The 25,191-nt window shown below is 67.9% G+C and carries 20 protein-coding genes; 9 read left to right on the forward strand and 11 right to left on the reverse strand.

What is annotated here, in order from left to right; translation table 11 throughout:
- Positions 1–2 precede the first annotated feature (2 nt).
- Positions 3–2,177: a TadG family pilus assembly protein gene (locus SOM47_RS11645; protein WP_320505630.1), complete on the forward strand. Its 2,175-nt coding sequence runs from the start codon at positions 3–5 to the stop codon at positions 2,175–2,177.
- Between the two features lie 98 nt (positions 2,178–2,275).
- Complete coding sequence (locus SOM47_RS11650; protein WP_042614756.1) at positions 2,276–2,971, forward strand: DUF2968 domain-containing protein; 696 nt, start codon at positions 2,276–2,278, stop codon at positions 2,969–2,971.
- A 48-nt stretch (positions 2,972–3,019) separates the two neighbouring features.
- Here the strand turns inward: SOM47_RS11650 and SOM47_RS11655 are convergent, their stop codons facing one another.
- Both SOM47_RS11655 and SOM47_RS11660 read right to left on the reverse strand, forming a co-directional pair.
- On the reverse strand, positions 3,020–3,208 hold the full coding sequence (locus SOM47_RS11655; protein ID WP_320505631.1) for a hypothetical protein: 189 nt from the start codon (positions 3,206–3,208) through the stop codon (positions 3,020–3,022).
- 107 nt (positions 3,209–3,315) lie between these two features.
- Positions 3,316–3,990, reverse strand: a complete 675-nt coding sequence (locus SOM47_RS11660; RefSeq protein ID WP_320505632.1) for a response regulator — start codon at positions 3,988–3,990, stop codon at positions 3,316–3,318.
- A gap of 120 nt (positions 3,991–4,110) precedes the next feature.
- On the opposite strand from SOM47_RS11660, the gene SOM47_RS11665 reads away from it, so the two are divergent.
- Positions 4,111–4,761, forward strand: a complete 651-nt coding sequence (locus tag SOM47_RS11665; RefSeq protein ID WP_320505633.1) for a response regulator — start codon at positions 4,111–4,113, stop codon at positions 4,759–4,761.
- A 20-nt stretch (positions 4,762–4,781) separates the two neighbouring features.
- On the opposite strand, the gene SOM47_RS11670 is transcribed toward SOM47_RS11665, so the two are convergent.
- The 3 genes from SOM47_RS11670 to SOM47_RS11680 all read right to left on the reverse strand — a co-directional run bounded on the left by SOM47_RS11670 (position 4,782) and on the right by SOM47_RS11680 (position 11,241).
- Positions 4,782–8,171, reverse strand: a complete 3,390-nt coding sequence (locus tag SOM47_RS11670; protein ID WP_320505634.1) for a hybrid sensor histidine kinase/response regulator — start codon at positions 8,169–8,171, stop codon at positions 4,782–4,784.
- Positions 8,172–8,235: 64 nt separating this feature from the next.
- A complete protein-coding gene (locus tag SOM47_RS11675; protein ID WP_320505635.1) occupies positions 8,236–11,010 on the reverse strand; it encodes an ATP-binding protein in 2,775 nt (924 codons plus the stop codon).
- Positions 11,011–11,097: 87 nt separating this feature from the next.
- Entirely contained in the window at positions 11,098–11,241 is a 144-nt protein-coding gene (locus SOM47_RS11680; RefSeq protein ID WP_161793584.1) for a hypothetical protein, read from the reverse strand.
- Between the two features lie 413 nt (positions 11,242–11,654).
- On the opposite strand from SOM47_RS11680, the gene SOM47_RS11685 reads away from it, so the two are divergent.
- Positions 11,655–12,452 (forward strand): potassium channel family protein, encoded by a 798-nt coding sequence (locus SOM47_RS11685; protein WP_192083631.1) that lies wholly within the window; start codon positions 11,655–11,657, stop codon positions 12,450–12,452.
- Positions 12,453–12,467: 15 nt separating this feature from the next.
- Here the strand turns inward: SOM47_RS11685 and SOM47_RS11690 are convergent, their stop codons facing one another.
- Positions 12,468–13,889: an amidohydrolase family protein gene (locus tag SOM47_RS11690; protein ID WP_414715795.1), complete on the reverse strand. Its 1,422-nt coding sequence runs from the start codon at positions 13,887–13,889 to the stop codon at positions 12,468–12,470.
- Positions 13,890–14,058: 169 nt separating this feature from the next.
- Here SOM47_RS11690 and SOM47_RS11695 point away from each other — a divergent pair, with 169 nt between their 5' ends.
- Positions 14,059–14,940: a LysR substrate-binding domain-containing protein gene (locus SOM47_RS11695; RefSeq protein WP_320505636.1), complete on the forward strand. Its 882-nt coding sequence runs from the start codon at positions 14,059–14,061 to the stop codon at positions 14,938–14,940.
- 10 nt (positions 14,941–14,950) lie between these two features.
- Here SOM47_RS11695 and SOM47_RS11700 read toward each other — a convergent pair whose 3' ends face one another.
- On the reverse strand, positions 14,951–16,132 hold the full coding sequence (locus tag SOM47_RS11700) for an amidohydrolase family protein (protein ID WP_320505637.1): 1,182 nt from the start codon (positions 16,130–16,132) through the stop codon (positions 14,951–14,953).
- 168 nt (positions 16,133–16,300) lie between these two features.
- Here SOM47_RS11700 and SOM47_RS11705 point away from each other — a divergent pair, with 168 nt between their 5' ends.
- Complete coding sequence (locus SOM47_RS11705; RefSeq protein ID WP_320505638.1) at positions 16,301–16,930, forward strand: hypothetical protein; 630 nt, start codon at positions 16,301–16,303, stop codon at positions 16,928–16,930.
- Between the two features lie 71 nt (positions 16,931–17,001).
- Positions 17,002–17,304, forward strand: coding sequence for an I78 family peptidase inhibitor (locus SOM47_RS11710; protein ID WP_052811968.1), 303 nt, complete (start codon positions 17,002–17,004; stop codon positions 17,302–17,304).
- A 19-nt stretch (positions 17,305–17,323) separates the two neighbouring features.
- On the opposite strand, the gene lldD is transcribed toward SOM47_RS11710, so the two are convergent.
- The 3 genes from lldD to SOM47_RS11725 form a co-directional block, all read right to left on the reverse strand.
- Positions 17,324–18,463 carry an FMN-dependent L-lactate dehydrogenase LldD gene (gene lldD / locus SOM47_RS11715; protein WP_042613936.1) on the reverse strand — a complete coding sequence of 380 codons (1,140 nt, stop codon included), beginning with the start codon at positions 18,461–18,463 and terminating at the stop codon, positions 17,324–17,326.
- A gap of 60 nt (positions 18,464–18,523) precedes the next feature.
- Positions 18,524–18,973 (reverse strand): MgtC/SapB family protein, encoded by a 450-nt coding sequence (locus tag SOM47_RS11720; protein WP_042613935.1) that lies wholly within the window; start codon positions 18,971–18,973, stop codon positions 18,524–18,526.
- A gap of 70 nt (positions 18,974–19,043) precedes the next feature.
- Positions 19,044–19,802 carry an SDR family NAD(P)-dependent oxidoreductase gene (locus tag SOM47_RS11725; protein ID WP_320505639.1) on the reverse strand — a complete coding sequence of 253 codons (759 nt, stop codon included), beginning with the start codon at positions 19,800–19,802 and terminating at the stop codon, positions 19,044–19,046.
- A gap of 193 nt (positions 19,803–19,995) precedes the next feature.
- On the opposite strand from SOM47_RS11725, the gene SOM47_RS11730 reads away from it, so the two are divergent.
- The gene (locus tag SOM47_RS11730; RefSeq protein WP_320505640.1) at positions 19,996–21,081 is read left to right on the forward strand and encodes an alkene reductase; all 1,086 of its coding nucleotides are present in this window, start codon (positions 19,996–19,998) and stop codon (positions 21,079–21,081) included.
- 83 nt (positions 21,082–21,164) lie between these two features.
- Here the strand turns inward: SOM47_RS11730 and SOM47_RS11735 are convergent, their stop codons facing one another.
- Positions 21,165–23,951, reverse strand: coding sequence for a beta-glucosidase (locus tag SOM47_RS11735; RefSeq protein WP_320505641.1), 2,787 nt, complete (start codon positions 23,949–23,951; stop codon positions 21,165–21,167).
- Between the two features lie 316 nt (positions 23,952–24,267).
- Between SOM47_RS11735 and SOM47_RS11740 the strand changes: the two genes are divergently transcribed.
- Positions 24,268–24,774 carry a hypothetical protein gene (locus SOM47_RS11740; protein WP_320505642.1) on the forward strand — a complete coding sequence of 169 codons (507 nt, stop codon included), beginning with the start codon at positions 24,268–24,270 and terminating at the stop codon, positions 24,772–24,774.
- Positions 24,775–25,191 lie beyond the last annotated feature (417 nt).

Consider the following 25,191-nt stretch of genomic DNA (forward strand, 5'->3'; position numbering starts at 1 on the left):
GCATGCCGCGTCCGCGCACGCCTGGCTTCCCACACCGGCAGCGCGGCGCCATGTCGGTGACGATGCTGCTGGTGATGATCGGCCTGGTGGCGATGCTCGGCCTGGTGGAAATCGGTTACCTCTACTGGGCAAAGCGCGACGCGCAGAAGGTCGCCGACCTGTCGGCGATCGCCGGTGCGCAACGATTGGACCTGTGCAACGCCAGCTACAGCGACAACAGCGCGGCACGCAACAATGCCGAACGACAGAACCGCTTTGCCGGCACCTTGGCCATCCAGTGTGGGAGTTGGAACACCAACCATCCGGCCCTCGACCATTTCGTGGCGGGCGTCTCGGCAAGCCATCCGCTCAACGCGGTCAAGGTGACCGCCAGCCGCAGCGTGGTCCCGTTCTTCGGCCAGAACGCATCGCTGCCGCAGATCAGTGCGCAGGCCGTGGCCAAGCGCAGCGCGCCCACCGCGGTGTTCAGCGTCGGCTCGCAACTTCTGCGGGTCGATGGCAACACCCCGCTGGGCAGCACGCTGAAACTGGTCGGCGTGGACCTGGACCAGACCACCCTGCTCGGCTATGACGGGCTGGCCCAGGCACGCGTCACCCCCGGCGGGCTGCTGCAGGCGCTGGGCATTCCGGTGGATGCCAACATCAGCATCGGCGATTTCAACGCGCTGCTGGCCGCGCACAAGGTATCGCTCGGGCAGCTGGTCGATGCCACCGCCAGTGTCCTCGCACGCAGTGGCGTGGCCGGCGCCGACCTGCGCCTGCTGCGCGACGCGCTCGGCACGAAACTGGACCTTGATGCACTGGCCGTGCAGCTGGGCAGCGACGCCAGCGGCAGTGGCCTGTTCGCCAAGCTCACCGCACCGGACGGGTCGGCCTCCAGTGCACTGCAGGCCGATGTCAGCGCATTGGACCTGCTGACCACCGGCATCACCATCGCCAGTGATGGCCGCGGCGTGTCGATCAACCAGTTGAACCTGCTCGGCGACGCGGTCAGCGTGCGCACAGGCGTGGTCGAACCACCGTCGATCGGCATCGGCGGCGTGGGGGCGACAGCTTACAACGCGCAGGTACGCGTAGTCGCCGACGTCGATACCAACGGTATCCGGATCCTCGGCCTGGGGCTGGGCCAGCTGCTCGGCAACCTCGGCATCCGGGTCAAGCTGCCGGTGCACGCCGATGTGACCAACGCGATGGGCACGCTGGTGTCGCTCCAGTGCACCACCGAACGTCCGACAGCGACCATCCGCGTGGATGCCAAGGTACTGCGCAGCTGCGTCGGCAAGGTCACCGAAGCGGAGCGCTTCTCCACCCGCAATGTGTGTGGCACCAGTCTGCAGAACGAGCAGATGATCACCCTGCTCGGCGCGTCACTGGTCAATGACAAACTCAGTCTGGATGCGCTGCAGGACAGCCAGCAGGTCACCCTCGCCGCGGGCGAGACCGCCTCCACCCGGATCAATCCGCTGCTGATCGGCGATACCGTCAGCCACATCGTCGAGGAACTGCTGCGGGTGCTGTCCAACCTGCTCAGCCCGGCCAACAGCGGCATGGGCACCAGCCAGGCCGCCGACAACCTGGCCGACCAGCTGCTGAAGGCGGCCAATCCAGGCGGCGGGCGCTACAACGTCAACGACACCGTGACCTTCCTGCGCCGCACCCAGGCCCACAATGGCATCGAACCGTTCGCCGAGTGGCAGCTGGCCAACGGGGTCCCCTATGCATGCAACCTGCTCGGCCTCAACACCTGCTTCAGGACCGGCCCGGTCTGGGACGGCTTCAAGGCCACCGTCACCGGCGAGGGCCTGGGCGTGCTCAACGGCCTGCTGGGTTCGCTCACCGGCGGCCTGCTGATCAACCGCTGCGACAGCCTGATCAGCAACCTGGTCGGCTACAACAGCTGCGTGCAGAAGAACCTGGCCTCCTACCTGCAGACGGCACCGGAAGGCGTGCTCGACGCCTACCTCGGCAGCGGCGTCACTGCGCCGGGCAACCAGATCAGCTGCAAGGGCCTTCTGTGCACCCTGCTCAAGCCGGTGCTGGACGTGCTGAAGCCTGCCCTCAACGGCATCGGCACCCTGCTTACCACCACGCTGGCCAATGTGCTCGGGCTGGAACTGGGACGCACCGATGTGCACGTGCAGTCGATCCAGTGCAACAGCGCGCAGCTGGTGTACTGAATGCGATACCGGTGGCATTGGCGACGGAATCGCGCATGCTAGACTGCGTTCGGGGAACTATCGACATCAACAACAATCCACTCGTGGGTGGTCCATACATGCGACATGACTCAGGGACGGCAGCGCCCATCCGGCGCACGCGCGTCGTGGCGGCTGCACTGGCGATGATCCTTTCGGTGCCGGCAGCGCATGCCGCGCGCGCAGAGCGCACGCCCGTGCCGGATACCGAACGCACCGCGCCGGTGGCACGCAATTCGGTCGACGAACTGCGCCAGCTCATGGACGCCAAGCAGCTGACCGAGCTGCGCACCACCTACAACGGCAACTACGGTGCCAGCCTGCTGTTCAATCCCAGCACGCTGAACTACTACGTGGCGCTGTTCCAGGAAAAGAATTTCTGGCGTGTGATCAAGACCGATTCGGTGGAGAACGCCGAGCACGTCTACCGCACCTTCGTGCAGCAGACCGAGCAGCTGGCGCAGGTCAACATCGACACCATCCGCCTGGATGCCGGCAAGCGCTACACCGAGCGCCTGGTCAGCTTCAACGAAGAGCGCCTGCGCACCCTGCAGGCGCAGGTGGAACAGGAACGCGCGCAATCGCTGCAGGTCAGCACCGCGCTGCAGCAGGCACAGCAGCAGGCGGTCAGCCTGAGCACCGAACTGCAGAGCAGCAACAGCCAGCTCGGCACGTTGCAGCAGCGCATCCAGCAGCTGCAGCTGCAGCAGGGCAATCCGGAAACCACGCTGCCCACGCCGGCCCCGCCGCCGTCGCCGGCCCCGCAGGTCGACTGATCCGACCGTCGTAGCCCGTCCGATGGCGCTGCAAAGTGCCATCGACGGTCAGCCCGCGCCGGGCGGGACGTTGCAGGGTGGCTCGCCCGCGCAGGGTGCATCGCCGCCGTGCAGGCGCCAGGCATCGCGCAGGCGGCGGCGCTGTTGCGGCGAGGCATACAGATACGCATTGAGCGCCTCAAGGAAGGCAGCCTGCCCTTTCGCGTCGAGCTCGGAGAACCGGGCCAGCATGATCACGATAGGGGCGGGTGGAAGGGGCAGCACATCGGCACCGGTTGATCCACGACATTGCATGCCACCATAGAGGCATGCGCACGCGCCGCGTATCGGACCCGGACTAAACGCTACTCCGCTTCTGCCGCATTCGCCCGGGCCTGCTGCGAGGCATTCACCAGGCCATGGGCGATGGCGTACTGGAACACATCGGCGTCGGTCGCCAGCCCGAGCTTGCGCATGGCCGCCACCTTCTGCGTGCTGATGGTCTTGCGCGAGCGTCCGATGCGGGCAGCGATCTCGATCACCGAAAGCCCTTCGGCATACATGCGCAGCACTTCCTTCTCGCGCTTGGACAACGGCTGGCCCTCGTCGTCGGCCCCGGCTTCCGGCACAAGGCGTGCCCGCACCTGCGGCGACAGATAGCCGCCCTGGGCCCACGCCATCCGCAGCGCCGGCAACACTTCCTCGATCGGATCGCTCTTGCTGACGATGCATTCCACGCCCGCCGCCAGGATGTTGTTCAGCACCAGCGGGCTCTCCATGCCGGTCAGCACCACCAGCCGGGTCTGCGGGAACCGGCGATGCAGGAACCGCAGCATGGCGATGCCGTCACCGTACTGCCCATGCGGCATTGAAAAATCGGTGACCACCACATCCACCTCGTGCCCGCTGACCAGCGCCACCAGGGCGGTGGAATCGGTCACCACGCCCACGACCTCAATGTCGGCCGCGGACTGGAGCAGATGGGTGATCCCGGCCAGCAGCACGGGGTGGTCATCGGCGATCGCTATGCGAAGTGGCACGTCATCAGCCCATGAGTTGAGGGTATGCCGGGAACTATATGCCACCTTCAATCGAAGCTGTCATATAGTTGCGCCGCGCCCCCTTTCTGCAGGGGCTGACAACGAAAGCTGGAGTCCTGAATGGCCGATAATTCCATCCACGTCGTCGTGGCAGACGATCATCCGCTGATCCGGATGGCCGTCGAATCCGCCCTCGATTCAATCCCGGCCCTGGTCCATGTGGGATCCGCCGCCGATTCGACCGAACTGATCGCGCTGCTCGATGAACACCCCTGTGACGTACTGGTCACCGATTACGCCATGCCGGGCGGCGCACATGGCGACGGCCTGCCGTTGCTGCACTTGTTGCGCGAGCGCTATCCGGAACTGCAGATCGTGGTGTTCACTGGCCTGGACCAGGCCGCGATCGTGCAGACGCTGTTCGAAGCAGGGATCAGCCATATCCTGAGCAAGGCCGATGACGTAAGCCACATCGCCGCTGCGATCACCGCGGCCCACGTAGGGCGCCGGTATCTTTCGCCCAGCATCGCCCCACTGCTGCCCTCGCGCGGCACCCAGCGACCCACCCTGGCACTGTCCCCGCGCGAGCGTGAGGTACTGACCCTGTTCGTGGCCGGCTGGAGCGTCAACGCCATCGCCGAGAAACTCGACCGCCGCAAGCAGACCGTCAGCACGCAGAAGGTCAACGGAATGGCCAAACTGGGCATCGAGCGCGATGCGGACCTGTTCAAATACGCCGTCGAACTGGGCCTGTCGGGGGCCGCGAGCTGATCCGATCCACGCAGGCCGGTTCAACCTGCGCCAAGCTGCGCCGCCTGTTGCTCCACCAGAACCTGCAGCGCGTCGATCACCCCATCCAGCGTGGCGGCGTCCACGGATATTCCATCGCGCAACTGCGCTTCGATCACGCTGAAGCGCTCTCCCAACCCGCGCTGCCCCAACATCATCAGCACGCCCTTGAGCGCATGCACCCGATCCAGCAGCGCCGGTTGATCCTGGTCGGCGCGTGCACGCGCGATGCGCTGCAGGTCGTCCCTGGAACTGTTGACGAACGTCCGGCGCAGGTGGTCCGGGAGTACCATCCCGCCGGCCGGCGGCGCGATGTCGGCCGGCGCGGCAGGCCGCACGGCGGCCTCGTCGTCAATGCCGGGCATCGGACCGAGGTGCTGCTGCAGCATGCGTTCCAGTGTCTCCAGGTTGAGTGGCTTGAGCAGCAGGTCGGTGATGCCGGCCTGGCGGCAGCGCTCGCGCTCGCTGGCAAGCGCCGTGGCGGTGATCGCCAGGATCGGCAGCGACGCTCCGCGTTCGCGCAGCGCACGCGCCAGCGCGTAACCATCCATCACCGGCATGTTGATATCGGTCAGCACGGCCAGGTGCTCATGCTGCCGCCACGCCAGCAGCCCTTCCTTGCCGTCCTCTGCGGTGTCCACGGTGAATCCCAGTGTTTCCAGCTGCTGCTGGATCAATTCGCGGTTGATCGGATTGTCTTCCACCAGCAGCACCCTGCCGCGTGCGCTGACGGCCGCCGCCGCCGGCGGTGCGGGCGGCAGGGGCGAAACAGCGGTGTGCAGCGCGCCCAGCGCACGCAGCAGCGACTGTCCTGCATAGCAGCTGACATGCACCCCATCGGCCATCTGCTGCGGCGAGAGGGGTCCATTGGCGTAGGCACGCACCACGTAGCGGTGGCGCGCGACCAGTGCCGCCTCGTCATCGGCGCTCCACGCGCGCCGCTCGCCGAACAGCAGCAGCGTGGCACCCTCGCTGGCCACCGGCTCCAGCGGCGGCTGCTCCAGCACCGTCACCTCTGCCCCCGCCCGCTGCAGCAGCCCGCCGATCTCCAGCCGCCATTCCGCCGCGGCCGACAGCAGCGTGATGTGCTGGCCGGCAAGCACTGCAGCGGGACGGGCGGGCACCGCGGCACGCTGCACCGGTACGTCCAGGGTGAACACACTGCCCACGCCCAGCGTGCTTTCCGCACCGATGCTGCCGCCCAGCAGGCGCGCCAGCTGCTGGCACAGCGCCAGCCCGAGCCCGCTGCCGCCGTAGCGACGCGAAACGCTCGCATCGGCTTGCTGGAAGGGCTGGAACAACTGCCCCAGCTGGTCTTCGGCAAGCCCGATGCCGGAATCCACCACCTGCAGCCGCAGCAGCGGATCCGGCGCGGTGGGGCGCTCCACCAGTGCGGCCCTGACCACGATCCTGCCGGACTCGGTGAACTTCACGGCATTGCCCAGCAGGTTGTTGAGCACCTGCCGGATGCGCTGCACATCGGCCAGGAACACGCTGTCCAGCGCCGGATCCAGCGCGTAGTAAAGCTTCACGCCCTTGCGCTGGGCCTGCGCGGAAAACAACAGCGCGGCCTGTTCGATCAGCGGACGCGGCTCGAACGCCACCGGGTCGATGTCCAGCTGGCCTGCCTCGATCTTGGAGAAATCCAGCACATCGCTGATGATGCCGAGCAAGGCATCGGCCGACAGCCGGATGCGCTCTACGCGCTCCTGCTGCGCCGGTTGCATCGGTGAACGCGCCAGCAGTTCCAGGTGGCCCAGCACCCCATTGAGCGGCGTGCGGATCTCGTGGCTCATGGTGGCAACGAAGGCGGATTTCGCCTGCGATGCCGACTCGGCCGCCGCGCGCGCGCGCTCGGCATCGCTGCGCGCAACCCGCAGCGTCTGTTCCAGCTCTGCCTGCGCGGTGACATCGCGCAGCGCACAGACCCACACGGGCCGGTCGCGGAACATGGCAGGCGCCATCGCCACCTGTAGCTTCAGCCCATGCCGGGCAGGTCCCTCGGCGTTCCACTGGAACTCATGGGCGCTATCGGCGTCGGCCGCAGCGGCCTCACGCGCGTGCCCGGACAACACCGCGTAGAGCGCTTGGCCGTCAGCGGCCACGCCCTGCGCGGCCATCTGCCGGGCCGGCTCGTTTTCAACCAGCGGCTCACCGCTGGTCGGGTCGATCAGCACCAGCCCGACCGGCGAGGTATCGATGATCACCCTGCTCAGCGCCTCGCTTTCGTACACGCGCGAGGCGTCCGCCAGCGCGGGGGTGAAGACGCGACGGTCCAGCCGCAGCAGCAGCAGCCACAGCGCCAGCAGGATCACCGCCGCCGCCAGCGCCTGCGCCAGCAGCCGCGTGCCTTTCTCCTGCCACAGATCGTCCCAGCCATAGAGGTGCAGGACGGTCCAGTCCACCCCATGTACCGGCCCATGCACGATGAAGTGGCCGCCCACATGCAGCCGACCGTCTCCCGCCGGGGCGCCGGCGATCCTTCGCGCCAGCGCGGGACTGACATCACGCGGCAGGCCGGCACTGCGCAGCACCGTACGCCCGTCGCGGGTGACTACCGCGTAGGCACCGGAAACGCGCTCATCCAGCCGCGTCTTGATGGTCTCGACCGGCTCGAAGACGATGCGTCGGAACGCCGGATCCCGCCCCTGCAGCAGGGTCTGCACGCCGACCAGCGACGGCTGGCCGGTAATCGGGTTGGTATCAAAGCGCGAGATCAAGCGGCCGCTGGCGGCGGCACTTTCCACTGGACCCACCTGCGGCCGCATGGCCCGGGCCCTCTCTTCGTCGACCAGCAACCGGGCGAAGGCTTCCTCGCGATTGGCAACCCGAAGCGCGCGCAGCAGCTGGGCCTCGTCGGCCACCCCGGCGACCGCCAAAAGGCGACCCTGCGGTTCGTACAGGTACATCGTGACCGGACCCGAGGCACGCAGCGCGGTCACGGTAGAGGCGGCATAGGCCGAGTACTCGACCATGATCCCAAGGTAGGCATCCAGCTGCGGCCGCGGCAGCGCGTTGTCCTTCGCCCCCAATACCAGCCACGGCACGGAGGTACGTCCCTCCGCGCGTACCACCCCTTGGCCGCCAGCGGCGAGGAAGCGGTCTGCCAGCGGCCGCCCCTGCGCCTGCAGCTGTGCCTGTTGCCCGTTCCACATGGCCTCGCTGCCGTTGATGTTGGCGGCATAGGCACGGTCGCGCTGGAACAGGAAATAGTCGACCGAGGCGCGCGCTTCGGCGAACCGCTGCTGCTGCGCAGCATGGAACGCATCCACGTCGGACAACAGGGCCACCAGCAGGGTCGCCAGGATCAGCAGGCTGACCACGCCCCCGCCGCCGAACAACAGCCTGCGCTGGTGGCGGCGTAGCGACGGCAACAGAGAGCGTCCCTGCACCGATGCAACTCTGGTTGGCAACGTATCCAAGCCGATTCCCTTTGCGCGCCTGCGCGGCTCGAATCTAGCCGATCGCTGCCGGGGTTGCCATCGGCCCATCCAGCGTGACCGACCCGTCCTCCAGGCGTCCCGGTTCCAGCAGCGCTTCCAGCAGCGATGCAGCCGAATAGGCCGACACCTGCCACACCCCTTCGCGCAGCGCGGCCCGCAGCGGCCCGTCGCTGCGCACACGGACGACGCGCTCGACCCCGGCGTGCCGCGCTGGACCGGTAGCGCGCTGGTTGCGTTCGAACAGCACCAGCGGCAACGGTCCGCCGTCATTGGCCTTGTCCGCCTGCCCCAACGTGTCCAGCACCAGCACCTCAGCGCCCCATCGGCGCAGCCGGCGCGCCAGCTCTTCGCGCCAACTGGTCACCGTCGAATGCAGCAGTACCCGGCGACCTGACAGCGGACCCCGCCCACCGTCGCAGGGGCGCTCGGCAGGCAGCAGCGGGATGTCGAAACCGAACACGCTGCCCACCCCCGGCGTGCTGTGCACATCGATGTCCCCGCCCATCAGCCGGCACAACTGCCGGCACAGCGACAGGCCAAGACCGGAACCGCCGAAGCGGCCGGCAATGGAGTCGTCGGCCTGGATGAAAGGCTCGAAAAGATTCTCCTGCTGCCTTTCGGTCAGCCCGATTCCGGAATCGGCGACCTCCCAGCGCAGCGCTCCCGGCTGCGCCGATGGCAGCAACCGGATCTCGATCCTGCCGGACGGCGTGAACTTGATGGCATTGCCGACCAGGTTGCGCAGCACCTGCTCGATGCGTGCCATCGGACCGGTGCAGTGGCCGGGCAGCAGCGGATCGACCAGCAGGTCCAGGTCCACCCCCTTGCCCAGCGCCAAGGGTGCGTACAGCAGGGCCACGCCTTCGATAAGCACGGCCGGCTCGAAGCGCACCACCTCCAATCCGAGCTGGTTCGCCTCCGCGCGCTCCAGATCAAGCACGTCGCTGATGATGAGCAGCAACGAATCGGCGGACTGGGTGATGCGATGCAGTCGCGCGCGCTGCTCGCCGTCCAGGCGCGAGCGCGCAAACAGTTCCAGATGGCCCAGGATGCCATGCAGTGGCGTGCGGATCTCATGGCTCATCGCGGCCAGGAACCGCGATCTTGCGCGGTGCGCGGATTCTGCCTGGTCATGCAGCAGGTCCTTCTGTGCCTGCAGTTCAACCCGGGCGGTCAGGTCCTGCAACACGCACAACAGTACACTGCGCTGCTCGTGGACGACCTGGGTCGCACTGACCAGCAAGTGTCGCGCCGCGACCCGGCCCACTGCAGGATGGGACAGTTCGAATTCGGCGATCGCCGGATCGCCCTCCCCGCCGACCCTGCGCGCGCGGATGTGGCCCTCCACCAGGGCGGCATACAGGTCCATGCCGCAACGCTCGGCCGCGGCCGCATAGCGCCGCATCAGTTCATTCTGCACCACCGGCTGCGCCCCTTCGGTGTCTATCAGGCACAGCCCGGCCGGCGTCATCTGGATCAGCGAGCGGAACAGCTGTTCATCGGCATGCACCTGCCGCGACCGATGCGCTGCCGGCGCGAGCACGCGTCGGTCCAACCACGCCAGCAGGATCCAGATCGTGGCCATGCCCAGTGCCCACACGGCCACGGCGATGCCCAGCTCGCGCCGCGCCTCGGCCAGCAGCTCGCGCCCGTCCAGCAGGCTGACCAGCGACCCGTCGGTTCCTGCCACGGGCGCAGCGAACCCCAGCCAGCCCGCGTGCAGGTACTCGCTGATGCCGGAGCCGCCTCGTGGCCATCGGCGGAGATCTTTCAATGCGTGCAGCAGATCGGCGGGCGCGCCCGCGCGCGAACCCAGGATGACTTCGCCATCGGGGCCAACGAGCAGCAGATTGTCGGCCGTTGCCTGGCCAAGCACGCCGGCCAGCGCTGCGACGGGTTCGAAGGCCACCAGCACACCCACCGCGCGCGTGCCGTCATGGACCGGAAACGCGGTTGTCCGCGACGCCCTTCCACTGATGGGATGGGGAGCCGTGCCGGTTCGGTTGCGGCGATCGCCGAGGGACGGGCCCGGCGTCGCCACGCTGCCGCGATCAGGCCCAGCCAGGCTCGATTGCACGTACGCGCGCAGCTGGCCGAACGGCGCATCACGGTCCGCGCGGGACAGCGCACGGGCCAGGGCACTGTCCTGCAAGCCGTGGTCGAGCACGGCAACGTGTCCGCTGGGATCGAGGAAGTACGCCACGCTCGCCGCTGCTGCACCATCGGACTCCAGCTGCGAAACGAGCGACATCGATCGCGCCAGCGCCAGGTAACGCCCGAGCTGTCCTGCAGGCCATCGCTGCGTGTCCCTTCCAACGACCAGCTGCGTGGCTGCACCCGCTCCCTGCTGGACCTGCAGCGTCTGGCCATCGGCGAAGTAACGCCGCAGGTCCGCGGCCTGCAGCGCCGGATCCCTCTGCGCACCCTGCTGCCACGCGTAGGCGGTCAAGCGGGCAAGCCTGGCGTAGTGGTCGTGGTGATGGCGCAGATGCGCGTCCAGTGAGGCGCGCGCGCGCATGAAATCGTGCAGATGGCCCTGCTGCCTGGCACGCACGCAGGACGCCACCGTGATCGCAAGGGCGATGCACGACAGCATGCTGAGCAGTATCCCCGCTGCCAGCAGCAGGCGCCGCGAATGCCGATGGGCCAAGCGCAGGTCACCGCCATGGCCAGGTCGATCACGTCCACGCAGGCGCGACAGGTAGATGAAGGGCCGCAGGCAGGCAATCATGCTGGGGGCGGGCAGGCAGGCAGGATCCACGCAGCGCGCGGCGTTCCTGGTTGCCACAGGGTTCCGGGGAGATGACCTGCACGTTAGTCGGCCCCGTCCTCGATCCCCATAGGACGCGACTGAAACGACGAGCGCGCTGGACCGTCATCGACAGGCATCGCGCAGTAGATCGTCCCAGCGCCGCTGCTGGACGTAGGATTCGCGCTGGCGTCTCCGCTGCAGGGCGTTCTTCCGTGCACGCTGCGCGCGGCTGCAGGCCTGCGGGTCGCGTTGCAGGGGGATCAACACGATCCGTCCCGGCGGTGGCCGGCGCGTTCTGCGGCTGACGGGCGGCGGCCGCGGCGGTGGCTCGGCAACGGGCGTTGCGGCCGGGGTTTGGGCGGTTGCCGCGCTGTCCGGGACCATCCACCGCACCATCGGCTCGCCCGCCGCGCACGCTGCGTCCTGGTAACGCACTGCGGCGCCGCTGCCACATCGATGGACCGGGCCGGCAAAGGCAGCGGAGCACACCCCGATGCCCATCGCCAACCAACAGACTGATGCGTGCATGGTGATCCTCCTTGCGCGCCACGCTGCGGCATGGATGAACGCCGGCCAAGAGGCGAAGGCGGCGGATCCACCTTTTCGTGTTTGTTGTATTCCGCACCCCGACGCAAGCCACCAAGCTGCCCGCCCTCCCCTCCCTACCCCTCCTGCCCGCCATGAATCCCGCGCTCCCGCACCTCCGGCACGCAGCACGCCGCATTGCCGAGCGTGGCCGCGTGGCACGCCGCCTGGAAGCGGCGGTGATGCTGGTGATCGTGGTCAACGTCCTGGTGCTCATGCTCGACAGCGTGGCGGACATCCATCGACAGCACGGGCACCTGCTGAGCATCCTGGAGTGGGCGTTCACCGGGCTGTTCACCGCTGAATACCTGCTGCGCCTATGGCTGCTGCGCAGGCCCTGGCACTACGCGCGCAGCTTCTTCGGCATCGTGGATCTGTTGTCGATCCTGCCGGTGTTCCTGGCCTTGCTGCTGCCCGGCCTGCATGTGCTGGCCGATGTCCGCCTGCTGCGCCTGCTGCGTCTGTTCCGCATCCTGCAGCTGCCGGTCTACCTGGAAGAAACGCGGCACCTCCGTCAGGCACTGGCGCGTGCGCGCCGCAAGATCCTGGTCTTCATCGGCGTGATGGTGCTGCTGGTCATGCTGCTGGGCACGGTGATCTTCCTGGTGGAAGGCCCAGACAACGGGTTCAGCAGCATTCCGGTCGGCGTGTACTGGGCCGCGGTGACGATGAGCACCACCGGCTATGGCGACATCACCCCGCAGACCGGCCTGGGGCGGTTGATCACCGGCTGCGCCATCCTGCTCGGTTACGGCATCATCGCCTTCCCCACCGGCATCATGGGGGCGGAACTGTTCGCCGGCGCGATGCAGCCCCCCCCGCAGCCGCACGACAGCTGCCGGTGTCCCTGCCACTGCGGCAAGCGCGGCACAGCGGCTGAAGACCCGAAGTGAACCGCGGTGCGCGGTTCAATCAACGCGCGCGTCGCCTTGCGCTGCGTCCCAGGCCTTCACCTTGCTGCGCACCTGCTGCAGCATCGCATCCAGCGCGGTGCGGTCATGCACCTTGCCTCGCAGCACCACCGTGTTGATCGACTCGGTGGCGCTGATGTCCTGCAGCGGATCGGCGTCGAGCAGCACCAGGTCGGCGGCCTTGCCCGCTTCCACCGAACCGTAGCGGTCCATCTGGCCGAACCAGGCCGGACCGGCGCGGGTAGCCGCCGCCAGGGCCTGCGGCGGCGTCAGTCCCTCGCGCACGAACAACCGCAGTTCCTGGTGCAGCCCGATGCCGGGATAATTGAACGCGTTGAGGAACCCGGCATCGGTGCCGGCAATGATCGTCACGCCTGCCTGCTGCAGCATCGGCAGCACCGCAGCCACCTGGTGGTACTGCCGGTGGCGCGCCTGCACCTGCGCCGGCGTGGCCTTGGCAGCGCGATCCACGCGCCATGCATAGGTGGCGCGCAGTCCGGGCCCGATATAGGCCAGATAGGGATCGTGGCGATGGTCGTCCTGGTCGAGGAAATCCAGGATGCGTCCGCCGTTGAGCGTGGGCGTGACGAAGACGCCGCGACGGGCGAAATCACGGTAGGCCGCCATCGCGGTGTCCCGATCGAAGCTGGCATCCAGGCGCTGGTTGGCCTGCGCGCGGTCGATCCGCCCGGCGCCGAAATCCGCGGCGATGCCGGCCTGTTCCCGGCTGCCGGCCTTGAACGCGTAATCCAGGTGCTCGATGGACGCCAGGCCGGCATCGACGGCCTGCTCCACCGTCAGGGCCATCGGGATGTGCCCGGAGGCCTTGAGTCCGGCCTTGCGCGCCGCGCTGGCCGCATACAGGAACAGCTCGGGCTTCAACGTACTGTCGGTGATCTTGACGAAGTCCACGCGGTCGCGGCGCAGCTGCGCGATCGCCGCATCCACGTCCGCCTCGCTGCCCACTTCCAGCGTGCCCTTCCAGACCGGCTTGATACCCTCGATCTTCGCGCCGGAGGTCAGCAGCCGTGGCCCGGCAAGCGCACCGCTGGCGATCTGCCCGCGCCACTGCAGTACCTGCTGCGGCAGGTCACCGGACGCATCGCGTACGGTGGTGATGCCATGGGCGATATACAGCGGCAGCAGCGCCTTGTTCTCCTCGATCAGGGCCGGGCCACCGCCGAAGTGCACGTGCATGTCCCACAGCCCCGGAAGCAGGTACCGGTTGCCCGCATCAACGCGCTGCGTGGAGGTCCAGCGCCTGGCCATGGACGCATCGTCACCGACATCCACGATGTCCTCGCCACGCAGTGCCACGCTCTGCCCGGGACGGGTCGTGCCCGCTTCGACGTCGACGATCGTGGCGTGCTGGATCAGCACGTCGGCGACCTTGGGCGAGGCCAGTGAGACAGCAGGCATGCCGGCCCCGGCAAGGGCCAAGGCAAGCAGGCAAATGGTTCGAGCAGACATGGGCGGCATCCGGTTGCACGGCGCGCAGGCCGCGGGAATCAATGCGGGCATGCGCGTTGGCACACCGTGTCAGCGCATGGTAGAAGTCGTTTTACCCATGCGGAAACGAAATAAGCAAATGCCAGCGATGAACCAGGCAAATAGATCGCTCTTTGAACTGGACCTGCTGCGGGCGCTGGTCATGGTCGCCGACTGCGGCAGTTTCACCGCGGCCGCCAGCCGCTTGCATTCCACCCAGTCCACCATCAGCCAGAAGGTGCGGCGCCTGGAACAGCTGGCCGGACATCGTCTGCTGGAACGCGGTCACCGCGACGTGCAGCCTACCGACGCCGGCCAGACGCTGCTGGGCTACGCGCGCCGCATGCTCGGGTTGAACGACGAACTGCTGCAGGCGCTGGCGGGTGCAACGGTGGCCACGACGCTACGCCTCGGCGTGCCCGAGGATTTCGTCAACCCGGCCACCACGCGCATGCTGGCCGCCTTCAACCGGGGCAATCCGCAGGTCCGGCTGGAAATCAGCAGCGGCCTGAGCCGGGACCTGGCCCAGGGCTTCGACCACGGTGAGCTGGACCTGGTGCTGGTCAAGCAACGGCGCAACAGCCGACCGGCGGTGCATTGCTGGCCCGAACCGATGCACTGGATCGACAGCAGGGCCGCGCCCAGCGCAGGCCAGGACGTGCTGCCGCTGGTCACTTTCCCGCCGCGTGGGCTGTACCGCGATGAGATGATCCATGCGATCGAAACGCTCGGCAGGGGCTGGCGGATCACCTTCACCAGTTCCTCGCTGAGCGGCATCCAGGGCGCGGTGGCCGATGGCATCGGCATCAGCCTGCTGCCACGGCGCGCGGTGACCGCCGACCATCGCATCATCGATGGCGAACACGGACTACCGGTGATCGACAGCTACGAGATCGGCATCCTCTACCGTGACAACGCCGACGACGGCGTGCGCGCGCTGGCGCTTGAGCTGAAGCGCCAGGTCGACAACGAAGCGCGGTGAGCCGGCGTGCTCAGGCGATGCGCGGGGGCAGGATCCAGCGCCCCCGGCGCATCGAAACGCGGTCCGACGGCACGCCCGCCACCGCGGCCGGTCCATGATCGGCGCGTACCGCCACGAAGGTCGCCGGCAAGCCCTCCTGCAGGCCATGGTCGGGCAAGCCCAGCACCGCAGCCGCGTGGGTGGTGACCATGTCCAGCGCCAGCTGCAGCTTGGCGTCGGTATGGAAGCCGGACCGGTAGCCGATCAACATCGCACGCTGCAGCAGGTCGCCGTTGCCATACGGCCACCAGCTGTCGCGGATGTTGTCGTTGCCGGAAAACAGCCGCACGCCCTGTGCATGCAGTGCCGCCACGGGGGGGAACGGCCGGTCGCCCGGCGCATTGGTCATGATCGCCACCTGCGCGCGCGCCAGCGCCTCGCCCACCTGCTGCGCACGGGCCAGCGGCACCTCACCGAGGGCGTACGCATGGCTGACCGCCACCCTGCCCTGCAGGCCCGCCGCTTCGGTACGCGCACACACCTGCAGCAGCTGCGCCAGGCCCTGCTCACCGGGCTCGTGCAGGTGCACGTCGATCCGCGCGGCATGCCGGTCGGCCAGGTCGAACAGCAGGTCCAGCTGGCCATTGGCATCCCCATCCAGGCCCTGCGGGTCGATCCCACCCACCACCTGCACCCCTTCAGCCACTGCCTGCCGCAGCACCTGCGCGGTGCCGGCACAGGACATCACCCCGGCCTGCGGGAAGGCCACGTACTGGATGTCCAGCAGGTCGGCGCAGCGCGCATGCGCCTGCTGCACCGCATGCAGGTTGCGCAGGCCGGTGGTCGCATCGACATCGACGTGGCAACGCACCGCCGCGGTGCCCAGTGCGACGATCTGCCGCATCAGCGCCTCGGCGCGCACGTCCATCGGCGCGGCATCCGCCAGCGCCTGCTTCTCCTGGGCCAGACGCTCGCGCAGGCTGGCGACCGGTTGGTGCGGACGCCAGTGGTCGCCAACGAAACTCTTGTCCAGGTGGATGTGGCCGTCGACCAGAGCCGGCAGCACCGTATACCCGCGCAGGTCGACCCCCTCGCCGGCGCCGGCTTCGGGCGCCCCGCTGGCAGCGAAGCGGGTGAACCGTCCGTGCTCGATGGTGAAGGACAGGGGCTGGCCGGCGGCATCCACCGCGCCATGGACATGCAGGGCCGTCATGCGGGTCTCCTTCGATGAATGCATGCGACCTTACGGCGTGGTGTGGCCAGACGACCAATGAAATCGCTGCATTGCAGGCATCCATCTCGCCACTGCCGGGCGCCCCGGCAGCGGGTCGACCCCGGGAGCGGGTAAACTAGCGCTGACGCAATCACCACAGCAGGATCCATGGGCCCGTTCGACCGCACCGACCGCCTTCGCTGGCAGGCCGCCTCGCTGCTGGCGGCAGCGCCGGTGGCCGCCTTCGCCGCGGCCGATGCGCAGACCGGGCAGGACGCCCCGGCGGCATCCGCAACGCCGCAACAGCGCGTGGAGGAACTGCACCAGCGCGTGCTGGCCGGACGCAGCGCCACCGCCACGTTGGAAGCATGGTGCGCCGAACACGGGCTGGCCGACAAGGCGCGGGTCCGCGCGGTACGGGTCCAGGGCGTGCAGCGTGATGCACCCGACGACGTACGCAGGGCGCTGCAGGTCGACGCCGGCACGCCGTTGCGCTACCGCCGCGTGCAGTTAGCCTGTGGTCCGCGCGTGCTGTCCGAGGCGGACAACTGGTACGTACCCGCGCTGCTGACGCCGGCGATGAACAGCGTGCTCGACGGCACTGACGAACCGTTCGGCCGGGTCGTCGCACCGCTCGGCTTCAAGCGCCAGACCCTGCGTGATCAAACGTACTGGCCCGCACGCGGCGACGGTGCCGGCGCCACCGTACTGGAAGTCCGTGCCCTGCTGCGCGACGGCGCGCAGCGGCCTTTCAGTTATGTCATCGAAAGCTACCTGCAGGGCGCGCTGCCGCACTGACCGCCCGGCTGCCGTGGCCGTCACGCCGGGCGGTGCTATGGTGCTTCCACCTCCCCTGTGGAAGCGCACTGATGGACACCCGCCACGGCATGATGATCCCCCTCGCGCTGCTCGGCACGCTGGCCCTGAACGGCTGTGCCAGCAGCCCGGGCCCGCAGGTGCGCGGCAGCGGCCAGTGCCAGGCCAGCACGCTCGGGTGGGCCGTGGGCCAGCCCGCGAACGAGGCGAACATGCGCCGGCTGTCACGCGAAAGCGGCGCCGGGCTGGTCAACCCGATCGGTCCAGGCACGATCACCACCAAGGACCTGCGCACCGATCGCCTGCGCGTCTTCATCGACAAGCAGGACGTGATCACCGCCGTGCGCTGCGAGTAACGCAGCACCGGGGCGGACTTCAGTCCGCGCGGACCAGCAGCTCGGGGCTGATGTCGGCGATGCGACGCGCGCCGGTGAGGGTCATCGCCACCCGCATCTCCCTTGCCACCAGGTCCAGCAGGTTGGCCACCCCGGCTTCTCCATGGGTGGCCAGGGCGTACACGAAAGCACGACCGAGCAGCACCGCGTCGGCTCCCAGCGCCAGCATGCGCACCACGTCCAGGCCACTGCGGATGCCCGAATCGGCGAGGATCTTCAGTTCGCCCTTCACCGCATCGGCAATGGCCGGCAAGGCGCGCGCGGTCGACAGCACGCCATCCAGCTGGCGCCCGCCATGGTTGGATACCACGATCCCGTCGGCACCGAAGCGCACTGCATCGCGCGCGTCATCAGCGTCGAGGATGCCCTTGATCACCATCGATCCCTTCCAGAATTCGCGGATCCATTCCAGGTCCTTCCAGCTGATCGACGGATCGAAGTTGCTGGCCAGCCAGCCGATGTAATCGGCCAGCCCGGTGGGACCGCCGCGGTAAGCCGATATGTTGCCCAGGTCGTGCGGACGCCCGCGCAGGCCCACGTCCCAGGCCCAGCGCGGATGCGCCAGCACCTGACCGGCGCGGCGCAATGCAGCGTTCGGTCCGCTCATCCCCGAATGCATGTCGCGGTAGCGCGCACCGGGCACCGGCATGTCCACGGTGAACACCAGCGTGGTCACCCCGGCCGCCTGTGCGCGTTCCAGCGCGTTGCGCATGAAGCCACGATCGCGCAGCACATACAGCTGGAACCACATCGGCCGGTTGATCGCCGGGGCCACCTCCTCGATCGGACACACCGACACCGTGGACAGCGTGAACGGGATCCCCCGGCTGGCCGCCGCGCGTGCCGCCTGCACTTCCCCACGCCGGGCGAACATGCCGGTCAGGCCGACCGGCGCCAGCGCCACCGGCATCGCCAGCGACTCGCCGAACAGATCGGTCTGCAGGTCCAGTTCGGACATATCGCGCAGCACGCGCTGGCGCAGCGCGATGCCGGCCAGGTCCTCCACGTTGCGCCGCAACGTGTGTTCGGCGTAGGCACCGCCGTCCACGTAATGGAACAGGAACGGCGGCAACCGGCGCTGCGCCGCTGCCCGGTAGTCGGTGGAGGCGGAAATGATCATGTCCGACTGTGAGCGCAAACCGCGCCGCCAGGCAATTCGCCTTTCGGCGAATGCGCCGGATTACAGTTTCTTCTCGACCCGGCGCATCACGGTCAGCACTACCACGCACATCAGCGTCACCCCGCTGGCGATCACGTACGCGCCGATTCCGACTGCGATGCCGACCGCGGCGGACATGATCAGCGAACTGGCGGTGGTCAGGCCGCTGACTTCGCCATCGCGCGTGCCGCGGATGATGGTGCCGGCGGCGATGAAGCCCACGCACGCCACCACCGCCTCGATCAGGCGGATCGGATCGACCTGCAGCAGGTCCCGGTACTGGTCCTGCTGGAAATGCTCGGCCACTGAATCGCCGAGCCCGACGATCAGCGCCGCCGCACCGGCCAGCAGCATGTGCGTGCGCAGTCCCGCCGCATGCTTGCCCAGTTCGCGCTCGAACCCGATGACCCCGCCGAACAGCATGGCCGCAGCCACCCGCAGCAGCAGGGAGATATCCTGGCTGAAATCCATCGCACGTCTTCCCTTGGTCAAACCGTGAAGGTCGCCGGAGCGCCGTGCGAGGACCGTGAAAACCGACGGCTTACTGTGCCAGGTAGCCGCCATCGATGGCGTAGTAGGTGCCGGTGGCGAACGATGCGGCATCGCTGGCCAGCCAGGCCACCAGCGCGGCGACCTCTTCCGGAGTGCCCAGGCGCTTGAGTGCGTGCCGGCCTTCCAGGGTCGCCCGTACCTTCGGATCCATCTGTTCCAGCAACGGGGTGCTGATGAAACCGGGGCCAACCGCGTTGATGCGGATCTGGTCGGCGGCATGCTCCCAGGCAGCGGTCTGGGTCAGCCCCACCACGCCGTGCTTGGCCGCCGCATAGGCCACCGAACCGGCATACCCCACCTGCCCCAGGATCGAGGCCATGTTGATGATGCTGCCGCCACGGCCAGCCTTGCGCATGGCCTGGATCTGCGCGCGCTGGCACAGGAACACACTGGTCAGGTTCACGTCGATGACCTTGCGCCAGCCATCCACCGGGTAGTCCCCGCTGATCGCGGCCGGACCGGCGATGCCGGCGTTGTTGACCGCGATATCCACGCTGCCAAGTTCGGCCACGGTGCGCGCCACGGCCGCTTCCACGGCGGTCTCGTCGGTGACGTCCAGCGCGATGCCGAGCGCCTTTGCGCCCTTGCCACGCAGCGCTTCGGTGGTGGCGTCGACCGCCTCCTGCTTGAGGTCCCATACCGAAACCGCGGCACCGGAGGCGGCAAGCATTTCCGCCACGGCCAGGCCGATGCCCGACACGCCGCCGGTCACGATCGCGGTCTTGCCCTTGAGTTGGTAATCAATCATTGCTGGACTCCTGTTGCGGGGGTCTGGATGGACGTCCATCCGTCACCGGCAACGCTACGCCGCGCCGCGTGACGCGCCCGCATCATGCGTCCACGGCGCGTGCAACAGGCCTTCCCACCGCTGCAACAACCCAGGTCCTATGCTCGGTCCACGGGCCTGCAACGGCCCCTCCTCCCCCAACGAAGGATGCTTGATGCCAACCGATGACAACGTGCTGTTCACTGCAACCCGCCTGGGCGGGATCGCCCTCGCCAACCGGGTGGTGATGGCACCGCTCACCCGAAATCGCGCACTGCCGGACCGCGTTCCCACGCCGCTGGCGGTCGAGTATTACGGACAGCGCGCCAGCGCCGGGCTGATCATTGCCGAAGCCACCCAGATCAGTCCGCTCGGCCAGGGTTACCTGGACACCCCCGGCATCTACACTGATGCACAGGTGAAGGGCTGGAAGGCCGTGACCGACGAAGTCCACGCCCGCGGTGGAAAGATCGTGCTGCAGCTGTGGCACGTCGGCCGCATCTCGCACACCAGCCTGCTGCCGGAAGGTGAGGTGCCGGTCGCACCCAGTGCCATCCGCGCCGATGCGAAGACCTTCACCGCCAACGGTTTCGAAGACGTGTCCACGCCGCGCGCGCTCGCCCTGGACGAGATCCCGGCATTGATCGAGGACTACCGCAAGGCCGCGCACAATGCCATCGAAGCGCGCTTTGACGGTGTGGAAGTGCATGCGGCCAACGGCTACCTGATCGATCAGTTCCTGCGCGACGGCAGCAACAAGCGCGAGGACGCCTACGGCGGCAGCATCGAGAACCGTACCCGCCTGTTGTTCGAAGTGGTCAGCGCAGTGGCCGACACGATTGGTGCGGCGCGAACCGGTGTGCGCCTGTCCCCCACCACACCAGCCGGTGATGCCCACGACAGCGATCCGCAGCCGTTGTTCGAACGCGCCGTGGAACGACTGGACGATATCGAGGGGCTGGCCTTCGTGCATGTGATCGAAGGGTCGACCGGCGGTGACCGCGACAATATCCCGTTCGACTACGCGGCCCTGCGTTCGCGTTTCGGCGGCGCATGGATCGCCAACAACGGTTACGACAAGGCACGTGCCGAAGCAGCAGTGGCATCGGGCTATGCCGATGCGGTGGCGTTCGGTCGTGCCTTCATCGCCAATCCGGACCTGGTCGAGCGCCTGCGCCTCAACGCACCGCTGGCCGAGCTCGACCAGGCCACCCTGTATGGCGGCGGCGCAAAGGGCTATACCGATTACCCGCCGCTGTGAGCAATACGGGCTGACATGCTGCCTGGTGGGTGACGACCGCCCCGGTAGGTGACGACCGTTGGTCGTCACCTACCTGACCGCAATCAGCGCACCACGGTGTCCTGCAACTGCACATCCACCACCTGCAGCGGCTCGGCCGCATTGCGACCCAGCTGCAGCTGGTAGTCACCAGCGGCAATCTTCCACTCACGCGCGTTCGGATCGAAATCAGCCAGGGTCTTCGGCTCGGCTTCTATGCGGATCCGGCGCTGCTCACCCGGCTGCAGACTGACCTTGTCGAAACCGACCAGGCGGATCGGCGTGGTGTGGCCCTGTGGCAGCTTCAGGTACAGCTGGGCAACATCGGCGCCGGCGCGCGCGCCGGTGTTGCGCACGTCCACGCTGGCGACCAGGCGCTGGCCTTCCACGCTCACCTGCAGGTTCTCGTAGGCGAAGCTGGAATAGGACAGGCCATGGCCGAAGGCGAAGGTCGGCACCAGGCCCTTGGCTGCAGCCCACTTGTAACCCACGTTGGCACCTTCGATATCGAAATCGAAGATGTCCACCGCCGGCTGCTTCGGGTTGAAGCCCAGCCCCGGCACGTGCGGGCGCGGCAGCTGGGACTCGTCCACCACCCACGTCACCGGCAGGCGACCGGACGGATTGACCTTGCCGGTGAGCAGTGCGGCGATGCCTTCACCCCCGCGGATGCCCGGATACCACGCCTGCAGCAGCGCCGGCACCTGCGCCAGCCACGGGGTACGCACCGGGCCGTTGGTTTCCAGCACCACCACGGTCTTCGGATTGGCCTTGGCCACCGCACTGATCAGCGCGTCCTGCTGGTCGGGCAGCTGCATGTCCGGCAGGTCTACCGATTCGGCCGACCACTGCGTGGCGAACACCAGGGCCACATCGGCCTGGGCGGCCGCGCGCGCGGCGGCAGCCGGATTGCGGCCATCCACATAGGTGATCTGGGCATCGGGCCGCTCGGCGCGCAGCGCTTCCAGCGGCGAGGACGGGTGGAAGATCACCGGACCCGGCCAGGTGGTCGGCATTACGCCCGGCACTGCATTGGTGCCTTTGGCGGTGACACCCACCATGGACGAGCCACCGCCGCCGATCACGCCCTTGTCGGCGTGACCGCCGATGATCACGATGCGCTTCACGCTGTCGGCCAGCGGCAGCAGGTTGCCTTCGTTGCGCAGCAGCACGCTGCCCTCTTCCACCGTGCGCTGGGCCGCCGCATAGCCAGCTTCCACGTCGATCGGCTGGTGCTGCGGCGGGTTGTCGAAGTTGCCATGCAGGAACATCGTGCGCAGGATGCGCGACACCATGTCGTCCAACCGCGCCTGCGGCACGGTGCCACCGGCCACGGCCAGGCGCAGCGGCTGGTCGAAGAAGGTGGTGGCATCGAACACTTCACCGGCCGACTGCTGGTCCAGGCCAGCCAGCGCCGCCTTCGAGCCGCTGTGCACGCCGCCCCAGTCGGACATCACGAAACCGGGGAATTTCCATTCCTGCTTCAGCACCTGGTTCATCAGGTACGGATGCTCGCAACCGTAGATGCCGTTGATCTTGTTGTAGGAACACATCGCCGAACCCGGCTTGCCGAGCTCGATGGCGATCTCGAAGGCCAGCAGGTCCGACTCGTGCATCGCCTGGTCGCCGATCTGCACGCTGTGGAAGTTGCGTCGCGTCTCCATGTCGTTGAGCGCGTAATGCTTCATCGTGGAGATCACGTGCTGGCTCTGGATGCCGCGGATCGACTCACCCACGATCACGCCACCCAGCAGCGGATCTTCGCCGGCGTACTCGAAGTTGCGCCCGTTGCGCGGATCGCGCTGCAGGTTGACGCTGCCACCAAGCAGGATGTTGAAGCGCTGCTGCCAGGCTTCGCGGCCCATGGTGGCGCCGCCGACATAAGCGATCAGTGGGTTCCAGCTGGACGCGGTGGACGGACCGGATGGCATCGCGGTGGCGAAGTCACCCTTGCGGATGCCGCCGGGGTTGGTCACGCCTACGCCGGCATCGGCCGACTGCTGTGCCGGGATGCCCAGCCGCGCCACGCCGGGCACGAAGCCGGCCGAACCGACCGCGCCTTCCGGCAGCGGACCGCCGTCCTTGCCCAGCCCGAAGTAGCTTCGCAGCATCTGGAATTTCTCGTCCTGGGTCATCTCACCCAGCAGCAGGCGGGTGCGCTCATCGGCGCCCAGCGTGGTGTCCATCCAGGGCTGCGGCGGGGTCGCGCCCTGCGCATAAGGCAAGGTCAGCAGTTGGGCCTGCAGCTTGCGACCCGCGCCATCGCGCAGGTCAAGCGTCGAGGCGCGGCCTTCTGCGAATCCGTTGCTGGCCACGCCGTCCACCGCAGTGGCGGCGAAGCCGTCGGCCCGCACCGCCTGCGACGCCAGCAGAACCGCCGGCGCCCCCAGGCGCGAGGACTTCAGCAGGCCCGGCAGTGCCGTCGCATCCGCACCGGCCTGCGCATACAGCGCCACCACATGACGGTCATCGGCCAGTCGCAGATAACCCCGGCCGACCTGGTCCGGACCGGACTCGGCCTGCACCGGGACACGGCTGAGGATCACCTGGCCCTGCGCAGTGCCTTGGGCATCCACGTCGGCCTGGACGAAGCGGTAGGCAAAGCCAAGCTGGTCAGCCAGTGTCTGCATCGGATCGATCGCTCCGACCGCACGCTCCACGTCCAGCACCGTCACCACATCGGCCTGCACCGACGTCAGCTGGGTGGCCAGCGAACCGACATCTACGGCCTGCGGCGCCTTGTCCAGCGCCAGCACAGTGAAGGAAGGCGTGGTATCGGCAGCGAAGGCCGGAACGGAGAGCGCCAGCGCAACGGCGGCGGAAAGGGAGAGCTGCTTTGTAATCGTTTTCATCGACAGACGTTTCAAACCCGATGCCTGCGCAGTCGGTCCTGGAAAGGGTGCCGCCGAAGGGAGCAGCGCTAGCCCGCATGCAGGCCTCGCCGAAGCGATGCTGCAGGGACCGGGGAGGAGCGGGCCTGCGCACGAACCCCTCCGTCCGGCGTGACAACCTGCTCCTGGATTGCGAGGCAATCCAACAGGTGAAGAGTGGTCGAGGGGGTTTGTTGCTGTCAACCTCCGTCGCATGCGGCGAAGGTCGCATGGACGACTGGAGCGCGCCGCGTGCATCGGCTATTGTCGTGGATCGATCCAAGGAAGGAATCCGTCCATGTCCCGTGCCCTGAGCAGCACTGCCCTCGTTCTCTCCCTGGTCGCCCTGGCCGCCTGCGGGTGGACCGCCTGGCGCCAGCAGCGGGCGCAATCGCCCGACCAGGTGCTGCACGCCCGCGGGCTCGTCATCACCGACGCGCACGGCCAGGCGCGGTTGATCCTGGGCGCCCCCGTCCCCGATCCCACCACGGGCGGAAAGCCGCTGGGCCCGCGTGCCGCCCCGTTGTCCGGCCTGGTACTGCTCGGCCCGGACGGTTCCGAACGCGGCGGGTATGGCACATCAGACGTCGGCGGCGAAGCGATCCTGACCCTGGACGATGCCACCGGCGCCACCGAAGTCTTCAAGGTGGTCGCCAACCCGGACCGCGGCGCCACGCTGATGGTCAAGCACCAGAACAATACCGGCGCGATGCTGACCTCGTGGCAGGGCGCGCCTGAACTGATGTTCGTGGACGATACCGGGCGGTCGTTCTACGTGCGGCCGGGGATGCCTTCGGCGCCGTAGGCGGGTTCGTCGAACGGGTGGGACCCCCTCGCGGGTGGCTTTTGTTGGGTTGGCTACGTGGTTGGGGCCGGGCGGGGAGGCTATGCGGGGCACGCGCAAGTACGTCCATGTAGCTCTTCGCGGCTCCTGCCGCTCAAGGCCCCCATAGCCTCCCCGCCCGGCCCCCTGACAGGTTCCGGTGGCCGCCACCCGCGTTGAAAAAGAAGAAAAAAAGCGGTAGCGCCGACCCATGGTCGGCGGAAACCATCAGACCGCATTTCCCCACAAAATCCGCCGACCATGGGTCGGCGCTACCGAAGATTCCATGGCCGCCGTGGATCTGTCGAAAGGTGGGGCGGGGTGGTTGTGCAGGACCGTCTTTTCGCATGGATGCGAAAAGCGAGCCTACACGGACGTACTTGCGGCGTGTCCTGCACA

The organism is Stenotrophomonas sp. CFBP8980, from assembly GCF_034046095.1.
Classification (GTDB): domain Bacteria; phylum Pseudomonadota; class Gammaproteobacteria; order Xanthomonadales; family Xanthomonadaceae; genus Stenotrophomonas; species Stenotrophomonas lacuserhaii.

Excerpts from the sequence above, each read along its gene's own strand:
- SOM47_RS11645 (WP_320505630.1), top strand. The coding sequence starts at position 3 with ATGCCGCGTCCGCGCACGCCTGGCTTCCCACACCGGCAGCGCGGCGCC.
- SOM47_RS11650 (WP_042614756.1), top strand. The coding sequence starts at position 2,276 with ATGCGACATGACTCAGGGACGGCAGCGCCCATCCGGCGCACGCGCGTC.
- SOM47_RS11665 (WP_320505633.1), top strand. The coding sequence starts at position 4,111 with ATGGCCGATAATTCCATCCACGTCGTCGTGGCAGACGATCATCCGCTG.
- SOM47_RS11685 (WP_192083631.1), top strand. The coding sequence starts at position 11,655 with ATGAATCCCGCGCTCCCGCACCTCCGGCACGCAGCACGCCGCATTGCC.
- SOM47_RS11690 (WP_414715795.1), bottom strand. The coding sequence starts at position 13,889 with ATGCCTGCTGTCTCACTGGCCTCGCCCAAGGTCGCCGACGTGCTGATC.
- SOM47_RS11695 (WP_320505636.1), top strand. The coding sequence starts at position 14,059 with ATGCCAGCGATGAACCAGGCAAATAGATCGCTCTTTGAACTGGACCTG.
- SOM47_RS11700 (WP_320505637.1), bottom strand. The coding sequence starts at position 16,132 with ATGACGGCCCTGCATGTCCATGGCGCGGTGGATGCCGCCGGCCAGCCC.
- SOM47_RS11705 (WP_320505638.1), top strand. The coding sequence starts at position 16,301 with ATGGGCCCGTTCGACCGCACCGACCGCCTTCGCTGGCAGGCCGCCTCG.
- SOM47_RS11710 (WP_052811968.1), top strand. The coding sequence starts at position 17,002 with ATGGACACCCGCCACGGCATGATGATCCCCCTCGCGCTGCTCGGCACG.
- lldD (WP_042613936.1), bottom strand. The coding sequence starts at position 18,463 with ATGATCATTTCCGCCTCCACCGACTACCGGGCAGCGGCGCAGCGCCGG.
- SOM47_RS11720 (WP_042613935.1), bottom strand. The coding sequence starts at position 18,973 with ATGGATTTCAGCCAGGATATCTCCCTGCTGCTGCGGGTGGCTGCGGCC.
- SOM47_RS11725 (WP_320505639.1), bottom strand. The coding sequence starts at position 19,802 with ATGATTGATTACCAACTCAAGGGCAAGACCGCGATCGTGACCGGCGGC.
- SOM47_RS11730 (WP_320505640.1), top strand. The coding sequence starts at position 19,996 with ATGCCAACCGATGACAACGTGCTGTTCACTGCAACCCGCCTGGGCGGG.
- SOM47_RS11735 (WP_320505641.1), bottom strand. The coding sequence starts at position 23,951 with ATGAAAACGATTACAAAGCAGCTCTCCCTTTCCGCCGCCGTTGCGCTG.
- SOM47_RS11740 (WP_320505642.1), top strand. The coding sequence starts at position 24,268 with ATGTCCCGTGCCCTGAGCAGCACTGCCCTCGTTCTCTCCCTGGTCGCC.